The sequence below is a fragment of the Thermicanus aegyptius DSM 12793 genome (assembly GCF_000510645.1).
In the GTDB taxonomy this organism is placed as follows: domain Bacteria; phylum Bacillota; class Bacilli; order Thermicanales; family Thermicanaceae; genus Thermicanus; species Thermicanus aegyptius.
The window spans coordinates 50608-70008 of sequence record NZ_KI783301.1 but is presented as its reverse complement, the minus strand read 5'-3'; the positions used below and the strand labels follow the sequence as shown (position 1 = coordinate 70008).

The window sequence follows — 19401 nt, the reverse complement described above, 5'->3', positions numbered from 1 at the left end:
CGTGTTGAAAGTGAAGGAATATATTCATTATTAAGGATGATCTTTCCATCGTCAATAAAAGATGAACTGCTTTATTGGACAATTCATACACCGTCCCAGATGAAACGCCCATCCGCTCTGATTAAACCGGAGACGGAAGGGAGAAGAAAATCGGCCTCTTTCTCTAAAACTTCTTTGTTCCCAACCCCGGATAAGACGCCGATCACCAGCCCGGCTCCGCCATTCCTGGCAAACAACAGATCCGTCACGGTATCCCCTACCACAGCTACTTCGGAAGCAGCTAATCCTAATTTTTCACAGAAAGCGGAAAACATTTCCGGATCCGGCTTGCCTTTATACCGATCAGAGGTGCCGATAAAGTCAAAGAAGGAATAAATCCCTAATTGCTTTAAACTTAAGATCGTCGCCACGTAATCGTCCGCGGTGGAAAGGCCGACGCGCATTTTTTCCCCTTTAAGACGTTGAAACAGGTTAGAAAAAGATGCGGTTGGTCTGATTCGGTGCAGATTTTGACGTGTCAACCTTCTCAATTGCTCAGAGAGCCAATCTTCTAAAGTTAAATGACTCTGGAAAACAGATCGGTTGCCGAGGACATTCTGGAAGGCTACGGCCAAGTCTTTTGTTGTGCCGGAGGCTAAAATTCCATACTCCTCTATCTGGTGGTTCACATATCCGATCCTTTTCAACAATTCTTCCTTAAGTCCTTCATTCTTTTGAGCCCCGATTCGTTCCAAAAGCCTGTCGATTACCTCTAGCACAATCGGCGGCCAAAAGGTGTGAAAGTTTAATAGCGTGCCGTCCTTATCGAATAAGATTCCTCTGATCTCTCTCAAGTGATTACCTAGCCCTTTCTAGCAATTCTCCCCATGTAAAAATCTGCGGTTTCCTTTCTCCGTGATAGATCGGATTGGTAAAGGCGAGAAGTCTTCCCTCCTCATCCCGTACCTCCACCCTCATCCAATCGTACCCGCGCTCCCCCCATTCAAAACTCTGCCGGTAGAGTCCATCGCCGGTAACCGCCTGGTGAAACACCTCTTCCCCATTTACAACCCACCGGAGTATAACGGGATAACTAGAATAAGAAAGTTGAACCCCATAGGTAAATCGGCCCTGTTCCGAACGGTTTAGCCCCTCCGTTATATCACTGCCAAGGGGAAAGATCTTCTCGCCAATCTGTACAAAAACGTCCATGAGCGGGCCTCTCGACACGTAGACTCTTCCCTTCCTCACGGCATCCAGGATTTTAGAAGCCGATAACCCATCCGCAAAGACGTAGGTTCCCGGATCCCCGATCAGGGAAGGTTCTCCCCCTTCCGTATAGCTTTCATCGGGCCTTAGATGGGAATCAGACCCGCCAATCCCCCAGATCCGATAGCCCTCGTTCCATAAAAGATTCCATAGCTTTAGCGCTTCTTCCGTTGCTTGCGGGTTGAAGGGGTAGGTGGGATCGTTCCAGATCTCGATGGTGTCGATCAGTTCCAATGGGGTATCCCGAAATTGCCAATGCCATGGTTCCAACCGGGGATGGTTAATCGATGTGAGTCCTCCATTTTCCCTCGTCTCCCGCAGAAGCCTCATCATTCCTTCTTCCTTTTCCATCCCTCCATCAGGGGAAGTAATACGGTAATCCAACCACTTGCGAATGCCCAAGGCATTAAAATGCCCCTTCGTCGAAGTGACTTCGATTCCTGGAATAACCAGCACCTTATCTTCAATCCAGCCTGTCGGGACTACATGGTGATCCGTCGCGACAAAGAAGTCTAAACCCATTTTAAGCGCCTGATCCATCCCCTCTCTGGGACTCATTTTCCCATCGGAAAACCGGGTATGGGTGTGAAAATCTCCTTTATACCATCGTTCATCGCTATCGATCTCCCGCTCCCATGGATAATCAAAAAGTTCAAATCCATTCTTCTGTTTCTCCTTTGTCGCCCATACCTGTGACCCCTGGGGAAGGATGGAGAGCCCCCCTTCAGGCTCTCCCCTGCCACCCTTCATTTCGATTCGATACTCAATGGGATGATGAGAACCTTCGCTTAACGGGGTATCTACACCGGTCACTTCGATTTTCCATTCCCCCAAGGGAAGGTCACCGGATAACGTTAAACCGCTTGATTTCTCCGGTTCTCTGTGAAGGAGAAGGATGGGGGGAGCTTGCCCATACAGGTATTGCACGCGCAAAACTCTGTCAGGATCCCACACATAAAACCCAAACCAACATTTCCGGAAGAGAGAGACTTGGAAAGAGAGCCAATCTACCTTCTCGTCCAACCGAAACGAATGGGTATACACGGGCGGTAGCTGACTACCGCCAATTTGCTGATGAAAAATCTCATGAACCATGAAGAATCTCCGCCTCACTTCACTTGATCCAATGCTTTTTGCGCTTCTTCTTTTGCGGCCCGTAAGGCATCGGCGGCAGGCACACCTTCAATTTCCACCCGATCCGCCGCTTTGGAGAGAGCATCCGTAATCTTTCCACCGGTGGGATCAGTAAAGAGTGGGCTTGCGGTTTCCGCCTGTTTGAGAGGAACGAGGATCTGGGGATGCTCTTCTGCAAATTTCTTATAAGCTTCTACTTCACGAGCCGATTTGCGAACGGCGATGTATCCGGTATTCATGGACCACTCCGCCGTCTTCTCCGGACTGGTAAAGAATTTGATCCATTGAAATGCGGCTGCCTGCTCTTCAGGAGAAGCAAGAGCCGGGATGCTTACCATTAAAGCTCCTGCAATGGGTTTGGCCGGCTTCCCCTCCCAACCGGGCTGCGTATGGGCGGCAATGATGGAGAAATCAAGATCTCCCTGATCCCCGCTGGAACCGGTATATCCTGCGGCCCTTCCCTGCATCACATCATCAATGGTCTTGTACCAGTACTCCCAGCCTTGTCCACCGTAATGAATCCGCATGATTTTATCCTCATGAATCGCTTTGCGGAAAAATTCCCATGCCTCCACCCACTCGGGGGAATCGATGAGCACCTTCTTTCCGTCGTCGCTTACGAATTTTGCGCCGTTGCTTAAGGCGGCATCAATTAAGTTTCCACTGCCCCACATCGGCTCCCAGCCATAACGTTGAACTTCATTCCCATTCTTCTTGGTTAATTGGGCCGCCGCCTTGCTCAGGGACTCCCAGGTATTTAACACATCGGGAGAAATCCCTTCCTTCTCGAAGAAATCTTTCCGGTAATAGAGAACCTGTGTCGTTCCGTAAATCGGTAACGCATATTGCGACCCATTGATCGTTCCTAAACTGTAGAATGCGTGAACAAAATCTTCCGGATGAAAGTTTTGATCCGCGTTGATCAATGAATCCATGGATGCGAGCACCTGTTTATTGGCCAGGGCATGTATTGTGCTCGCATCTAAAAGAACCGCCGCCGGAACCTTTCTCGAGGCAATGCCGGCTTGCAGTTTTTGGTAGGTCTCGGTGTAATTCCCTTGGGCAACTCCCTTTACTTTCACTTCATTCTGCATGGCGTTAAATTCCTGAATAAATTTCTCCACATTCTCTCCCAATTTCCCTCCCAAACCGTACCAAAACTCAATTTCTACAGGTTTTTCGGATACGGTGGCATTGGTTGAGGTGTTGGATTGGGCGGGTGCGTTACGATTCGATGAGTCTCCTTGGATGTTTTGAGAACTACTCGTCTGAACATTGGAACCACATCCAACCAAAATAGAGAGAACCAACGCAAGGGTCAGCATAGACAAAATCATTTTCTTCATCTCGTTAAAACCTCCTTAATATCCTCACTTCTTAATCCCCATCAAATACCACTCGGAATTCGTTTGCCCATTGAACATGTGACCAACCCTCATTTTTAGCCTTTCACACCCCGATCCCCTATCCCCTTGATGAACCACTTTTCCGCGACGAAGAATAGTACCAATAAAGGAAAAATGGCAAATGTGCTTGCGGCCATCACGAGGGGCCATTTAATCCCATAGGCGCCATCCTCAATAAAAAATTGCCGTAGTCCGATCGTAATTAAAAATTTCTCCTGGCTGCTCAGAATCAGGGATGGCCATAAGTAGTTGTTATACATCTGAACAAAACTGATGAATGCAAACGTGATTATGGTTGATTTTCCTAATGGGAACATAATTCTCCATAAAAGCGTCCAGTGCCCGGCCCCGTCCAGTTTGGCCGCTTCGATCACCTCCTTCGAGATTTGCATGAATGCCTGCCTGATGAGAAAGATGCCAAAGACGCTAACGGCATTTGATACAATAATTCCTTGATAGGAATCCAACATGCCCAGATGGGCAAGAAGGATATAGCTGGGTACATAGGTGGCGGCTACCGGCAACATATAGGTGACGAGAATGCTAAAGAAGAGAACCTCTTTCCCCTTAAATTTCAATTGCGTCAAGGCATAAGCCATCATGGAGGAATTGACTACCTGTAAACATACAATTATGAGCGCGGTAAAAGTACTGTTAAAGATGTATAATCCAAAAGGAGCGGAATTCCATGCTTCGATGAAATTATGCCATTGAGGAACCTTCGGCCACCATGTGGGAGGAAAATGCCATATCTCCTCCTTCGTTTTGATCGCACTACTTACCATCCACAAAAATGGAAAGGCAATGAAGAAGGATAAAAGAAAGAGCAGGATGTGTCGCAATACATTTTTTGACAATGTGCTTACCATCAGGTGGAGACCTCCTTCCCATCGTTTACTCATCATGAAGGGTTCCATGGGTCATGCCCGTTGGTTTTTCTTCGAACCCTCTTCTTCCTGTTACTCATAATGAACCCAACGCTTCGCCATGATAAATTGAACGAGGGATAACATGGCCGTCAGCAGTACCAAGATGGTTGCAACCGCTGTTGCTTCTCCCATGTTAAATTGCTCAAAGGCGGACTGGTAATAGAGATATAGAAGGGTACGGGTGCTCCCGGCCGGTCCCCCCTGCGTTAAAATCTGAATCTGGTCAAAGGCTTGCAATGCATCGACCATGAGAATAACCGCCAGGAAAAAAGAGGTGGGTGAAATGAGGGGGATGGTAATGTGGATTAATTTACTCCACCAGGATGCCCCATCCGTCTCAGCAGACTCATAGAGTTCCTTCGGCACTTTTTTTAACGCATCCAGGTAAAAGATCATGGCCCATCCCACCCCCTTCCAGACCGTAACGATGAGGATCATGGGCATGGCCCAAGTTGAACTGCCGGCCCATTCCAACTTAGGAAGATGAAAAAGGGAGAGCAGCCAATTGGCCAAACCAACTTCCGGTTGAAAAATCCAGGACCATACAATGGAAACGGCAACGGTAGGCGTAACCCACGGGGAGAAGAGGATCGCCTGGTACAGGTGGTTTCCTCTAAATTCCTTGTTTAATAAGACCGCGAAGAATAATCCTCCCACCATAGTCGGGAACACCGTTCCCGCGGTGAAATAAAACGTGTTCCCCAGCACACGGTAAAATTCCGGATCTCCGAATAGATTGAGGTAGTTCCGAAATCCGACGATATCATACGTGGGACTCATATAATCCCAATTCGTAAAGCTTATATAGAGGGAATAGAGCATGGGCCAAAACCAAAAGAGACTTAACGGCACCAAGGCAGGTGAGATATATATGAGCACCGTAAAGAATGAGTGATTTTGTTTTTCGGAAATCAATGTCCACCCTCCTTTCTGTGTATATCCACATAAATCCAACTCGCGAAGTTCTACTTTTCGCCAAGACCCCCTCGTTGACCTCCCCTCCATTTTACTTTTTCTGTATTGAAAATGAGTGAATTTATGGTTAATAAATTGTAAATGCATATTTTTACAAACAAAAACACGCTTTACATCATGTATTTATGATGTAAAGCGTGTTTTTAATTGTTTTTTAGTATAGGAGGAGGAGATGGCTACTTATAAATGATCTCAATCCCTCTGTTTATGTATTTCTCAACAATCTTTTCATTCACTTTAGAATCTGTAATAATTTGGTCGATCTGCTCAAAATCACATACCTTTAATAAGGAAATCACATCAAATTTGCTGCTATCCGCCAACACGATTTTTCTCTGAGAAATTTCCATCATTTTCTTTTTAATCTGTACCTCTCCAATTCCATAATCGGTTAATCCCTCGGAAAGAGAGATGCCGCTCATGCTCATAAAAAAAGTATCGATCCTGAATTGAGATAGAAACTGAGCAGCCATATCCCCAACCGTACATAATTCCTCATTCCGCAACACGCCTCCAATGAGTATAACGGTAAAATGGGGTTTTTCGGCCAACTCAAGGGTGATCGGAAGGGAATTGGTGAGGATCGTCAATCGATTAAAGTGATTCTTTAATGCTTTTGCAAATTCGGTATTGGTGGTACTCACGTCTAATGCAATCGATTGTCCCTCGGTGACAAACCGGATCGCCCGTTCTGCGATCTCCCTTTTTTCGTCGATATTTTTGGTCTCGCGATCAAGATAGCTTAACTCTCTACTGTTCACCTCATCTAAGACCGCTCCCCCATGAACTCTTTTTAACAATCCTTCTTTTTCAAGATACTCCAAATCCCTGCGAATGGTCTCAATCGATACATTAAATCGCTCCACCAGCTGGGATACTTTCACCGATTTATTTTTTCGCAGCTCCTCCAGGATTTCTCTATGCCTTTCCGATGCCAGCACTCCAAATCTCCTCTCTCTCCTACTCTCCATTCCACATAAATACAAATAAATCCTATTTTGTTTATCATATCATACAAAAAAAAGATGGGGAAGTGCATACAAGTATAAAGCCTTCCCCAGTTATCATCATCCTTCTTGATACATCCTCTTCTTTTGTTACCGTTCCGCAGGCTTTATTGATGCGACGGCCGTTTCGATCTTCATGAGGGCTTCTTCCAGGATGGAGCGGGGAGCGGCTATGTTCATCCGCATAAATCCCTTTCCTTCCTCTCCGAAAGTACTGCCCGCGTTTAAAGCGACCTTCGCTTTCTTCACCAGAAATTCTTGTAACTCACCCGGTGCAAGTCCCAGGGGTCGGAAATCGATCCAGACCAAATACGTCCCTTCAGGGAGGATCACCTTCAATGGGGGGATTCGTTTTTCCACAAAATCGACCAGAAACTCCAGATTGCCCCGGAGATAGTCCAACACTTGATCCAACCATTCGTCGCCATGCCGATATGCCGCATCAGCGGCAACCACGGCAAAAGGGTTGATGACAGCCAGATGCTCCTTCTCCATATAGGCATTGAAACTTTCCCGAAGGTTCGGGTTCGGGATGATGATGAAGGAGGCTTGAAGACCCGCCATGTTGAAGGTTTTGCTGGGAGCCGTACAGACGATGGTTCTCTCTTCCAATTCCGCAGAAAGAGAAAGAAACGGGATATGCCGGTTCGGTTTATAGACCAGATCGGCATGGATTTCATCGGATACGACCATCAGATCATGCTCGAGACAGATTTGGGCCAACTCCTCCAATTCCTCTCTCTCCCAAACCCGTCCCACCGGGTTATGGGGACTGCATAGAATAAGCATTTTCGCCCCGCTCACCTTCACCTTTTCCCGCAAATCATCAAAGTCCATTCGATATTTCCCGTCAACCCATCTCAGCGGATTTAAGACCAATTGCCGCCGGTTCTCCTCTACCACCTTAAAGAACGGGGGATATACGGGAGGCTGAATGACGACAGGATCCCCCACGGAGGTAAAGAGCCGGACACTCGCGCTTAGCGCCGTTACAACCCCCGGCGAGTAGCTCAGCCACTCGGTCGACACAAACCAACCATGCCGGTTCTCCATCCAACGGGAGACGGACTCGAAGAGATACTCCGGGGGTTTGGTATAGCCATAGATGCCAAGCTCCGCTCTCCGCTTCACGGCCTCGATCACAGGCTCCGGACCTTTAAAATCCATATCGGCCACCCACATGGGGGTCAAATCCTCGGCACCAAAAATTTTATGGAGATGCTCCCACTTGATGGAACCGGTTTGTCTCATCTCCACTTTTTCATCGAAGGAATAGGGCATGCGCACTCCCCCACATGAAAAGATTTTAAAATGAGGAAAAAAAGTCGTGACATTTCATGACCGGATGGCCAGATCCAATTTGCAGTACCATCATTTTACCATATTCCCTTCATTCGTGGTATTAAAATATGCATATCCGCTCTCGGGGCATATGCGAATGAACGGATCGAGCGATCAAAGCTCACGTTAAAATATAAGCATGTTGACCAGGTTGTTAAATATTAGGATAATGAAGGCAGAAGAAAATGATTTTGGGAAGCATCTCTCGTAAAAGAGGGTATGGTACATCTGAAACCTATTCTTTCCGGGACAAGCTACCATTTGGAAAAGGAGAAGTGATCCCCATGAACCAAGTCATTGAACTAATCCAAAGTCACAGATCGATCAGAAAATATAAAGATACCCCTTTGACAAATGAGCAGGTGGAAACGATCATCCAATCGGCTCAGATGGCCTCTTCCTCCAACCATATGCAAGCGTACAGTGTCATTGGCGTAACTGACCCAAATGTAAAAAAACGACTGGCCATCCTGGCGGGTAACCAAGTATACGTCGAACGGTGCCCGTTATTCCTCGTTTGGTGTGCCGACTTACATCGTCTCAAGGTGGCTTGTTCCCTGCAAGATACGGAGATGGTGGCCGGTACGACGGAGAACTTTATCGTGGCCACCGTTGACACGGCGCTGGCGGCTCAAAACGCCGCAATCGCTGCCGAATCGATGGGATTAGGGATTGTCTACATCGGCGGGATCCGCAATAACCCCAAAGAGGTGGCAAAGCTCCTTCATCTGCCGGAGTTGGTCTATCCCGTCTTCGGCATGTGCGTTGGCATGCCCGACCATGACCCGGGACAACGTCCACGATTGCCCCTGGAGTTGATTTACCACGAAAACCGCTATGATCCTGAAAAAGCGAAAAAGGGGATTGAAGAATATGACCAAATGATGAGGCGCTATTATTTGAATCGGACCCATCATAGCCGGGATACCACATGGTCGAAGGAAATGGCCGCCATCATGCGCCAACCGAACCGCAAGCACCTGCGCTCCTTCCTGGAAGGGCAAGGGTTTCGATTGGAGTGACATGGTGGGATCTGATTGAAGAGCTCTCTCGTGTCATCATAGGTTTCGGCTTGCTAGATTTTCTTCATGTTTTGCTCAATACCTCCCTGATTCTTTTTCGTGGCTATATATAGGGTGGTTCTGTGCTGCTTTCTTTTCCGCAGATGACATAAGTAGGTTCTCCTCTCTTTGGGATGTCGACAGTTCCGAGGAAAACCTATTTTTTTCGGTCAACTCAGGGTGATGGAAAAGGAATTGGTGAGGATCGTCAATCGATGAAAGTGATCCTTTAACGCCTTTTCAAATTTGAAAATAAAAAAGGAATTATGTGATACGCATCACAGCATTTATAGTCCGATCCAGGTAAACTTATCACAGACGTATTCAACTCTTTGAAATCGCATTTCAGGAGGTTGAGGACCAAACATGGAGTATCCATTTACCGGATCCGAAACGATTGGCGACATTGTTTCCTCTTTTCCCGGCGCAAGCAATTTGTTTAAGGAATATCGGATCGATTTTTGCTGTGGCGGAAACCGCATCTTATCCACAGCGCTGCGTGAACAACAGATTGATGAAGGGCTTTTTTTGGAACGATTGAATCGGTTGTTTCACAACGCCAAACAAAAACCGGAGAAGGATAAAGATTGGCGGGAAGCGCCTTTGAGCGATTTGATCGACCACATTGTGCAAACCCATCATGCCTATTTGCTCAAAGAATTGCCCTTGCTCAGTGAGGTTGTCACCAAAATTCTCCAGGTTCACGGCTCTGCACATCGTGAATTGGCCCAACTCCATCATCTTTTCCACTTAATGAAAATGGAACTGGAGCAGCATCTGATCACCGAAGAAGAAACCGTATTTCCCCTCATCAAAGAAGCCGAACTGACGGGGAACCGAATCGCCCGATCCCAGGCAGCCGAAGCGATTGTGAAGTTGGAAGCCGAACATAGCACTGTCGGCAATGTATTAAAAGAAATGCGGCAGATCACCGACAACTACAGGCTGCCGGAGGGCGCATGCCGGACGTACACTTTGTCGTTTCAGAAGCTTGTCGAATTGGAATCGGATATGTTCCAGCACATTCATCTGGAAAATAATGTACTTTTCCAACGGTTGGGGCATCCTAGTTTGCGCCGAATTTGAACTGTGGCAACGTCACATCATCTCAAACGACCTGGTGACCCGCGAATCCATAGGAATGGAACGATTACCCAAAGGAGTGAATCGTATGAGTCAAATCCCTCATCATGGCGGCGGCACGATGCCGGGAAGCCAAGGACAGAGAACAGAAATGACACTTTGCGAACCGCTGGCGCAACTTAAGCGCGAACATGGACCGCTCAGGGAACAGATGAATTCCTTTGCCCGGGAGGCAGCGGAGATTGGGATGTCTTACGAAATAGCCGATTGGAGCCGTGCGCTCTCCGGATTGAAAGAAAAGGTGGATGCCTTTGTCCGGGGGCTTGACCCTCACTCAGAACGGGAGGAAGAATACCTCTTTCCGCTCATGGCCAAATACATCGGGAGTGAAACGGGGCCGATTGCCGTGATGGAATTTGAACATGAACAGGCCAAGCTAAACCTGAAGATGTTTCGTGAATCGGTGGAACAAGTGAAGGAGCCGGTAAATACCGCCCGCGCGAAAGAGATCGCTTCCTATGCGCTTCAGGCTCATGCCGTCTTAACGGATCATTTCATGAAAGAAGAAACCGTGCTCTTTCCGATGGCGGAAAACATCTTGAACTCGGAGGAGAAGGAAGAGCTCAGCCGCGCGTTCGGTCTTTCCTGATTCATTATCGTTTGGGGAGATGACGATTTCCTGACCCAAAAAGGGGGATAAGCGCAGGCCTTCGCTTTTCCCCCTTTTTAAAATTGAATCATCATCACCAAGATCGTTCATCCCACACAACAGCAACTTGTACAACTTTTGGTAACTTCTTTTGATCCCCCTTCTCCCCTCATCGATCTAGAAGAGTCCTGTCCATCGACCTTCACTTTATCCGAGGGATATCCCTCTGTTACGGGCAGGATCTTCACGTTACAACAGGAGTCCTTTGAAGAAGCAAGCTCTTTTTTAAATAATTTAAACATGGTCATATCCTCCTTTATATTCGATTATTTTAATCCCTGTAGCTGCGGGACTAAAACCTAGAGTAAAGAAAAACACGATGAGAAATGCCTTCCTATTCCAGTTTCTTGAGAGGTAAAACCTATAGCAAATAGAAGAGCAGTCCGGAGAGGGTCGCCATCGAAAAGACGGAGAGGAGAAAGGCAGCGACCAATCTTTTATGGAAGATGGAGTGTAGCATGGCCACTTCCGGCAGGCTTGCGCCGGTGGAACTGATGATAAGGGCCATGACAGGAGCCAAGGCCATCCCTTTCGCAATCAAGATTTGAGAGATAGGAATCATGGTAGATAGTCGAATATAGAGGGGAATCCCGATCAGTGCCGCTAAGGTGACAAGCCACCATTGCCCTCCCCCCAGATACATGGAGATCCACTCGGCAGGAACGGCGCCGTGGATCACGGCTCCTAAGAAAACCCCAATGATTAAGTAAGGATAGACAGATTTCAGCAGATGAATTGTCTCCATAAATGTCCCCTTGGCATCCAACTTGTTCGCGACCATGGGTAGATCGGCAACCATCACTTTTTTCACCTGCTTTTCAAATCTCAACCTTTCAAGCATGAAACCGATCAGAACGGAGAAGAGGGAGGTTGTGATCAGATAAACCACGGATACTTTTATGCCCAAAGTCGCAGCCATTAATGTGAAAATGGTCGGATCCAGGAGCGGGGAAGCAAACAGAAAGATCATCACATAGCCAAATCTTATTTTCTGATTCAGCAAACTGACAACGATCGGGATGGTGGAACAGGAGCAAAATGGGGTTACAAAGGCCAGAAGGAGAGAAACGGCGGCACCTAAAAATACATTCTCGCTAAACATGTACGTTTTCAACTTCTCTATGGGAATGAGTCCTTGTAACAATTGGATGAGAAATGTGATGCCAATAAAGAATGCGGTTAATTCCAATCCAATCCAAAAGAAGTTTTGCACGATCTCCCAAATCATGGGTACCCCTCTTTCTATTTACTTGATTATTGCAAATATCTCCGAAAAAACCGTTTTATCTTAGCGGAATACAACAAGAACCAGCCTTCTCCATCGTCTGGATCAGCAACTGAAGGGAGCGGAGGACCGTCTCTCTCTCAAAGGGGGTCATTCGGGAAAAAAGAGCATTCAATTGGGTATTCACATAATCATGAATACGGTTCTCCATACTAACCCCTTCGGGAGTGAGGGATAAATTCTGAACCCGTTGGTCGTCTGGGTTCGGCGTCTTCTTCACAATCCCTTTCTCCACCAAGGTTTTGATCTGACGGCTAAAGGTGCTGATATCCATCCCCAATGCACCGGCCACCTCCTGCATGGAGGGATGATGGCGCCGGTGAATCTCATAAAGAATATGGCTTTGGATGACTGAGATTTCTTGCCCGCAGCAGGTGTCGCAGCATTCTGCGTTTAAAAAGCCTAATTTCCGTTCGAGAAGTTGAAAGATGGGTCTTAAATCCTCCACAATGTTCACCTCGGAGAGGATTATACTCCTTTTATTTGCAATTTGCAAGTATTAAACAAAAAAAGAACAGGATACGGCATGACGTCCATCGCCACGCTAAACCATCCATGTTCCCGCAAATCTCTTTGACGAACCCCTTTTCTTTAGAAGGATGTTCCTATTACCTATTATAGGTATGGTCTATAAAACTGTCGATGCGCATCCGTAATAAAACTTTCTCCGCTTCGGCTTTTACAACCTTAATTTACAACCTTAAGAATCTCTGAAACATTTTATCCGCCATGTTGGGCAGGTATTCGTGCCCATACTCGTGATAGAGAAGAATCTCTTTTTCAGACTTTATCTTATTATAGGCTGCAAACTGGGTTGAAGGCGGGCATATGATATCGGCCAATCCGGTAACCCATAATACCTTGGCCTGAATACGGTCGGCAAGATTCTGAATATCGATATACCCCAACTTACGAAAAATCTCCTCTTCCCTCTCGTGATTCGGATCAAACTGCCTAAAATAATAAGCAATCTCCTCATAGGCGGAATGGTTCATGTCAAGCTCCATCATCCTTTTGTAATCAGAGAGGAAGGGGTACCCTGCCACCGCCATTTTTATTCTTGGTTCTAAGGCGGCGCATGCTACCGTAAGGGCTCCTCCCTGTGAAAATCCGAAAACACCGATACGTTCCGGGTCAACTTGTTCCATCGACATAAGGATCCAGGTCGTTTGCACCGTATCCAAGAACACATTCCTATAATACAGGTTGTCCGGATTCGGGTCATCTAATCCCCGAATGATTTGACCTCTAAGGGTGGTCCCTTTCACCGTCAAATTGTCCTCGGATAATCCCCCCTGACCGCGGCAGTCCATCGCGATCACAGTAAACCCATGTGCCGCGTAAGCGATCTTATCAAGCCAATCTCCGCTATTCACCGAATACCCATGAAAATAGACAATACCCGGTCCTTTTTTTTGCCAACGTTTCGGTCTCACCAGCTTACAATGGATTCTTGCTCCACCCACTCCGGTAAAATACAAATGAAAGCTCTCTACCAGATCGGTTTGTATTTCCGCCGGGATTAATTCATAATCCAACGGCTGCTTTTTCAGTTCATCAAGTCCCCTTTGCCAATATTCATCAAAATCGGCCGGTTTTGGGCTACTCCCTTGATAGGTGAACAACTGATCCAAAGGCATATCATTAATCAATGCGCCAACCCCCCTATTTGGTCTCCTCTCAGCATACTCTATTACGATCTTATCAACTTGATAAAAATCTAGTCAATCGCATAGCGTCAAGTTGACAATCACATTCTTCCCAATTCACGGTCGTCAGCCACTTCCTCACCGGTATTTATCACGTACTTCACTATTTCATCCACGGTCGTATACGCAATCCCCACGTAGGTATCCGCCGCCCCATAATAAATGGCGATTCTTCCGGACTCCGCATCCGTTAAGGTTGCGCATGGGAAGACGACGTTATCGACAAATCCTTTTTCTTCATACCATTCTTCCGGGGTAAGAACAAAGTTCTCTGAACGGTATTTCACCCTGGACGGCTCGTCCGGATCCAAAATGGCCGCACCCATGCTGTAAACCAATCCATTGCATGTGCCCGTAACCCCGTGGTAAAAGAGTAGCCACCCTTCTGTCGTTTCAATAGGCGCCGGGCCTCCTCCAATCTTCACATTGGACCACCAGCCTTTGCCGCCTTTACTCATCACATGACGATGTTTCCCCCAATATTTCAGGTCGGGACTCTCACTCAGAAAAATATCACCAAACGGCGTATGGCCACTGTCGCTCGGGCGAGATAACATAACGTAATTTCCATTGATCCGCTTCGGGAATAAAACGCCGTTACGATTAAAGGGAAGGAAGGGATTTTCCAGGCGTATAAAGGTTTTAAAATCATCGGTTTTTGCCAATCCAATGGAGGCGCCATAAAAATCGGTACACCAGATAATATAATAGGAACCCTCTATTTTTACGAGACGCGGGTCATAAGCATAACGGGGTTGATAAGGCTTTCCTTCTTCATCCACAAATAGAATGCGCTCTTCATCAATCTTCCAGTGTAAGCCATCCTCGCTCCATCCCAAATGCAAATGAGGGCGGCCATTGACGGTTTCCGCTCTAAATACGCCGACGAATTTCCCGTCAAACGGTGCCACCGCACTGTTAAATATGCGGGAAACTCCTTTTACAGGATTTCTACGGATGATAGGATTTTCAGAATGACGCCATACCGGCCCATCATATCCTTCCGGTTTTTCTTGCCACGGAATATTGGACAATTTTTCGCCGATGATTTTTACCTCTTTCATGGTAGATTGCTCCTTTCATAGGATGATCGTTTCTTGATTATGGTTATCTTATTTTACAGACCCTTGGGTAAATCCGTTGTAAATATACTTTTGCAAGGAGAGGAAGGCGATCAGGGTCGGAATGATGGCGATCATGATACCGGCACTAATAACCTCCCATTGAGATCCATACGGCCCTTTAAACTTGAACAGGGCGGTAGAAATGGTTTGTAGTTCGGTCTTTGGCATATAGAGGAACGGTGTATAAAAGTCGTTATAAATAGCGACCCCTTTCACGATGAGCACTGTGACGATGGCCGGTTTCAGCAAGGGGAAAATGATTTTTCGAAAGATCGTAATATAAGAGGCTCCGTCCAACATGGCCGCTTCATCCAGGGAAACGGGAATGTTTTCCAAGAATTGAAGAAAGATATAGACGGAGATAATATCCGTTCCCATATAGAGAAGAATGGCAGCCCAATGGGTGTTGAACAGACCTAAAGCATTAATGATTTGAAAGGTGGCGACCTGGGTCGTTACTCCTGGTATAAGAGCCGCCAGCAGAAATGCGCCGGTGAGCAGTGTTTTCCCTCTGAAATTAAAGCGATGTAAAACGTAGGCAATCATCGCCCCCATTAAGGTTGCCCCCGCTATGGAGACCGCCAGAATGAAGGCCGTGTTTAGAAAACCTGTTAACATGTTTCCTTCAAGGAAGGCCCTGAGGTAGTTCCTGAAATTGAACCAATTTCCGGGCGGATCGAGAGGGCTCGTATTTGCCATCTCTTCCCCTGTTTTCAGTGAGGAGAAAAAAACCACAACGAGAGGAAGAAGGGCAAAGACAACGCCAAGAAGCAATGACAAGTATTTCAGCGTGCTTAGAATCACCTGTTTGAAGTTCATCCCTATGCCTCCTCCCGAACCAATTTTTTCTGGATAAGGGTTACCACCACAACGATAATGAGCAAGATGACCGCCATGGCTGAGGCCAATCCAAACTTTCCGTATTTAAACGCGAGGTCAACCGTCTGAATGACGAAAGTATTGCTCCCATTGGAACCACCCGTCATGATGTACGGGATTTCAAAAACGCTGATGGAGCCGCTAACGGACAGAATTAAATTGAGTTGGATAATCTGCTTAATGCTTGGAAGAATGATGTGAGTAAATTGTTGCCACCTGTTCGCACCATCCAGTTCGGCCGCTTCATATAAATCCCGTGGGATGGAAGAAATCGCTCCTAAAAAAATGATAAAATTAAATCCCATGTATCTCCAGATCGATGTCCCCGACAGTGAGATATTAATGATATCCGGATTCCCCAACCAAAGCTGGATGTAGTCGCCCAATCCGAGCCATCGCAGTAGGGTGTCCAGTGTACCGTCAGGTCTGAAGAAGAGCAGGAAGATAAAACCGATCGCCACGCCATTAATCAAATAGGGGAAAAACAAAACTCCCTTGAAAAAGTTCTTAAATTTCACATTAAAACTTAATAGAGTTGCAAAATAGAGAGCGAGCCCTAATTGCACAAAGGAGGCAACGAAATAATACAAGCTCACTTTAAAGACCGAATAATACTTGGGATTCGTAAAAAAGACTTTATAATTCTCTAAGCCGACAAAATCTTTTTGCTTGCTGATCCCGTTCCAATCGGTAAGACTGTAGCCAAACATATTTAACACCGGCAAATAGGAGAAGGTGATCAGCAGCGCAACCGGAATGATGGAAAAGGCGATGATAATGAGCTTCCTCTGAGTTTTGTAACTCAGATTTGAAAATCGTAGCATATTTCACACATCCCTGGCTTTATTTGGATAATGATAGAGAAAGGGGAAGGGAAACTGCAAAGATGCAACTTCCCTTATCCCGAATGATTGTTTTTTCATTCTTCTATTTCATGATCTCCGCTCTCGCTTTTACCCATCGATCATTCAAATCTTTCATAATCTCATCATAGGTTTCGTTGGTGTTGCCGATGGCCGCCTCAATAATCCTCTTTTTGAAATCCGGTTGCCATAAACCGATTTCGGCAGCTTTATCTATCTTATCCACCAATCCTTCTTGGCCGGGTTTTGCTGGAGTATTAAATACAAATTCGATGTTTGTCCCTTCAAATTGTTTAAGGGCTTCCGGAAGCGGGGCATCCTTGACGGGGCTTAATCCGTATGCCTGCTCCGTAGCGTAATTCGACTCATGGATGAACCAATCCAACCAGGCTTTTGCGGCAGGCTTGTTTTTGCTGTTCACATTAATAGCTAAGTTATAATCTGCCCCCAATGGGAAAATAATCCGTTTCGCATTGGTTGGGAACGGCATGTACCCGATATCATCGGGATTCTCGGCAAAACCCTGAATCTGCCCAATCGCCCAGGATCCTAACACCATAGTGGCAATTTTCCCCTGTGCCATCATCCTCTTGGAATTCTCCCAGTCCGTGGTGGTCGGATCTTTTTCGATTAATCCTTTCTTTGCCACATCATACATCAACTTATAAAGCTCATAATGAGGTTTGCCAGGCACGAAATTATCTTGTTCATTAACTTGTGTAATATTTACATAATCAGGGTCACCCGCCACCGTAGGCAAATCCGCTTCCCATTGGGTTAAAGGCCACCCCGCCGCATAGTTGGTGTAAAGCGGAATCGCATCCGTATTTTCCTTCACTTTCTCCAAAGCGGCAATAAATTCATCGGGCGTCGTCGGAACTTTGGTTACGCCTGCTTTCTCAAATACCTTCTTGTTGTATACAATCCCTGAATAGTTGATTGCGATCGGAATTCCGTAAACCTTTCCATTTACGGCCCTTTCTTCAATGCCCAAATAGTTCTGTTGCATATCCGTCAAATCCCCAAGCGGTTCAAAGAAATCCGGAATATCCGCGATAGGGATACTGGTGGGGATTAGGAGGACATCTCCGTAATCTTTCGTATTCATGCGGATGGAAATTTGACCTTCATAGTCGGCTATCGCTTCAAACTTTACGGTTACATTAGGATACTTCTCGTTAAATTTCTTGGCGTACTCTTTAAAAACCGTATCCACGATGTCGGTCCTTTGAGTAATAACGGTAATTTCTCCCTTAATGTCATTGCCTCCGGCGTTCTGGGAAACTCCCTGTTCACCTCCGTTCGTGTTCGTGCCAGTGCCGCTACCGTTTTGTGTACTGCCGCAACCCGCGATTAGGCTGAGGACGAATACAGCTACTAAGGTAATAGAAAGTAGCTTTCCCCTCATTTGAACACCCCCAATTAGTTTATCGTTTAGCTTACATGTTAATCTTATCATGTGAGCGCTTACCCGTCAACTGCAACAAAGAAATAATTTGAGGGAACCTGCATCCTATCAGCCTTCTTGTGACTAACCGGAACCGAGATCGACTCTAATAAAAAAAGGTAGATCACTCTACCTCGCTCGGAGATTCTTTACGGAATCCCTGTAAATTACTTTCCCTTTCACCATTAGCCTGCCAAATTTCCGTTCTTTATTTTTTATCTTATGAATGATGGTTCTGACAGCTATCCTGCTCATTTCCGCTACATTCACTTCAATGGTTGTAATTTTCGGATCGGATATTGTCGAATAAATGTCGTTATCGAACCCTACCACTGAAAAATCATCCGGGACGTGATAGCCCGCTTTTTTTAACTTGTTGATCAGGTTATAGGCTACTTCGTCACAATTGCATACAAAGGCGGTGGGCAAGTCGGCCGGAAGCCGGATATCGATATACTCTCCACGATCATCGCGGTCCGGGATAATATAATCCTTATTAAGTTCTATCTTATGCTCCAATAAAGATTTATAATAACCCAAGAACCGATCTTGGATGCTGCTTGTTGAGTAAATGTTACCCACAAAGGCGATCTTTCTGTGGCCTTGATCAATTAGATAATTGGTCAATTCGTATACACCGTAAAAGCTGTCGGAGATAATCGAATCGATTTCCGCCTGGTCGGTGTAAAAATCCAAAAAAACAAAAGGAACTTCCGTTTTTTTCAATAACTCAGCGTAGCTATTGCTGATTTGACCTAAAATGATGAATCCATCCACTTTTTTCTCGTAGTATATCCTGGGAAGGGTTAAATTCTCTTCATCTTCAGAGCTTAACATGTGCAATATGCCATAATAATGATATTCTTCCAGCATTGCGGTTATCTGTTGGTAAAAATGAAGATAGAAGGATTGGTTGCGCCCGATAAACCGCTCAGGAATAATCACGCCGATATTGTAGGTGTACCCTTCTTTCATCGATTTCGCCGTTGTGTTAATGCGATAACCCATCTCCGAGGCGACCCGTTTAATCCGATCCCTAAGTTCTTCACTTACCCCTTCTTTATCGTTTAACGCTTTTGAAACCGTTACGCTGCTTACCCCGATTTTTTCCGCGATGTCCTTCATCGTCACATTGGTTTTCATGAGGATACCTCCGACTTTCCGCCTCCACATTTTTTTAAACGGGTTTCTTGCTGCTTTA

At 46.1% G+C, this 19401-nt stretch carries 19 protein-coding genes; 3 read left to right on the top strand and 16 right to left on the bottom strand.

What is annotated here, in order from left to right:
• Window positions 1–83 precede the first annotated feature (83 nt).
• The 7 genes from THEAE_RS0100390 to THEAE_RS0100360 form a co-directional block, all read right to left on the bottom strand.
• Complete coding sequence (locus tag THEAE_RS0100390; protein WP_005586419.1) at window positions 84–833, bottom strand: HAD family hydrolase; 750 nt, start codon at window positions 831–833, stop codon at window positions 84–86.
• 4 nt (window positions 834–837) lie between these two features.
• A complete protein-coding gene (locus THEAE_RS19500; protein ID WP_052329644.1) occupies window positions 838–2343 on the bottom strand; it encodes a CehA/McbA family metallohydrolase in 1506 nt (501 codons plus the stop codon).
• 14 nt (window positions 2344–2357) lie between these two features.
• A complete protein-coding gene (locus THEAE_RS0100380; protein WP_005586416.1) occupies window positions 2358–3728 on the bottom strand; it encodes an ABC transporter substrate-binding protein in 1371 nt (456 codons plus the stop codon).
• Between the two features lie 95 nt (window positions 3729–3823).
• A complete protein-coding gene (locus tag THEAE_RS0100375; protein WP_211233456.1) occupies window positions 3824–4657 on the bottom strand; it encodes a carbohydrate ABC transporter permease in 834 nt (277 codons plus the stop codon).
• Window positions 4658–4747: 90 nt separating this feature from the next.
• Complete coding sequence (locus THEAE_RS0100370; RefSeq protein WP_028986183.1) at window positions 4748–5629, bottom strand: carbohydrate ABC transporter permease; 882 nt, start codon at window positions 5627–5629, stop codon at window positions 4748–4750.
• Between the two features lie 239 nt (window positions 5630–5868).
• The gene (locus THEAE_RS0100365; protein WP_005586412.1) at window positions 5869–6633 is read right to left on the bottom strand and encodes a DeoR/GlpR family DNA-binding transcription regulator; all 765 of its coding nucleotides are present in this window, start codon (window positions 6631–6633) and stop codon (window positions 5869–5871) included.
• Between the two features lie 156 nt (window positions 6634–6789).
• The gene (locus tag THEAE_RS0100360; protein ID WP_028986182.1) at window positions 6790–7980 is read right to left on the bottom strand and encodes a MalY/PatB family protein; all 1191 of its coding nucleotides are present in this window, start codon (window positions 7978–7980) and stop codon (window positions 6790–6792) included.
• 344 nt (window positions 7981–8324) lie between these two features.
• Between THEAE_RS0100360 and nfsA the strand changes: the two genes are divergently transcribed.
• The 3 genes from nfsA (at window position 8325) to THEAE_RS0100345 (ending at window position 10833) form a co-directional block, all read left to right on the top strand.
• Window positions 8325–9062 (top strand): oxygen-insensitive NADPH nitroreductase, encoded by a 738-nt coding sequence (gene nfsA, locus THEAE_RS0100355; protein ID WP_028986181.1) that lies wholly within the window; start codon window positions 8325–8327, stop codon window positions 9060–9062.
• Window positions 9063–9467: 405 nt separating this feature from the next.
• Window positions 9468–10187: an iron-sulfur cluster repair di-iron protein gene (gene ric, locus THEAE_RS0100350; RefSeq protein ID WP_005586409.1), complete on the top strand. Its 720-nt coding sequence runs from the start codon at window positions 9468–9470 to the stop codon at window positions 10185–10187.
• Window positions 10188–10272: 85 nt separating this feature from the next.
• Window positions 10273–10833: a hemerythrin domain-containing protein gene (locus tag THEAE_RS0100345; RefSeq protein WP_425426362.1), complete on the top strand. Its 561-nt coding sequence runs from the start codon at window positions 10273–10275 to the stop codon at window positions 10831–10833.
• A 107-nt stretch (window positions 10834–10940) separates the two neighbouring features.
• Here the strand turns inward: THEAE_RS0100345 and THEAE_RS0100340 are convergent, their stop codons facing one another.
• The 9 genes from THEAE_RS0100340 to THEAE_RS0100300 all read right to left on the bottom strand — a co-directional run bounded on the left by THEAE_RS0100340 (window position 10941) and on the right by THEAE_RS0100300 (window position 19343).
• Window positions 10941–11135 carry a hypothetical protein gene (locus tag THEAE_RS0100340; protein WP_028986179.1) on the bottom strand — a complete coding sequence of 65 codons (195 nt, stop codon included), beginning with the start codon at window positions 11133–11135 and terminating at the stop codon, window positions 10941–10943.
• Between the two features lie 119 nt (window positions 11136–11254).
• On the bottom strand, window positions 11255–12121 hold the full coding sequence (locus THEAE_RS0100335) for a permease (RefSeq protein ID WP_028986178.1): 867 nt from the start codon (window positions 12119–12121) through the stop codon (window positions 11255–11257).
• A 55-nt stretch (window positions 12122–12176) separates the two neighbouring features.
• On the bottom strand, window positions 12177–12626 hold the full coding sequence (locus THEAE_RS0100330; RefSeq protein WP_028986177.1) for a MarR family winged helix-turn-helix transcriptional regulator: 450 nt from the start codon (window positions 12624–12626) through the stop codon (window positions 12177–12179).
• A 244-nt stretch (window positions 12627–12870) separates the two neighbouring features.
• Entirely contained in the window at window positions 12871–13830 is a 960-nt protein-coding gene (locus tag THEAE_RS0100325; RefSeq protein ID WP_028986176.1) for an acetylxylan esterase, read from the bottom strand.
• 98 nt (window positions 13831–13928) lie between these two features.
• Complete coding sequence (locus THEAE_RS0100320) at window positions 13929–14951, bottom strand: glycoside hydrolase family 130 protein (protein ID WP_005586402.1); 1023 nt, start codon at window positions 14949–14951, stop codon at window positions 13929–13931.
• A 48-nt stretch (window positions 14952–14999) separates the two neighbouring features.
• Complete coding sequence (locus tag THEAE_RS0100315; RefSeq protein ID WP_028986175.1) at window positions 15000–15830, bottom strand: carbohydrate ABC transporter permease; 831 nt, start codon at window positions 15828–15830, stop codon at window positions 15000–15002.
• Window positions 15831–15832: 2 nt separating this feature from the next.
• Complete coding sequence (locus tag THEAE_RS0100310; protein ID WP_028986174.1) at window positions 15833–16714, bottom strand: carbohydrate ABC transporter permease; 882 nt, start codon at window positions 16712–16714, stop codon at window positions 15833–15835.
• Window positions 16715–16817: 103 nt separating this feature from the next.
• Window positions 16818–18161, bottom strand: a complete 1344-nt coding sequence (locus THEAE_RS0100305; RefSeq protein WP_028986173.1) for an ABC transporter substrate-binding protein — start codon at window positions 18159–18161, stop codon at window positions 16818–16820.
• Window positions 18162–18329: 168 nt separating this feature from the next.
• Window positions 18330–19343 carry a substrate-binding domain-containing protein gene (locus THEAE_RS0100300; RefSeq protein ID WP_039944153.1) on the bottom strand — a complete coding sequence of 338 codons (1014 nt, stop codon included), beginning with the start codon at window positions 19341–19343 and terminating at the stop codon, window positions 18330–18332.
• Window positions 19344–19401: the final 58 nt, after the last annotated feature.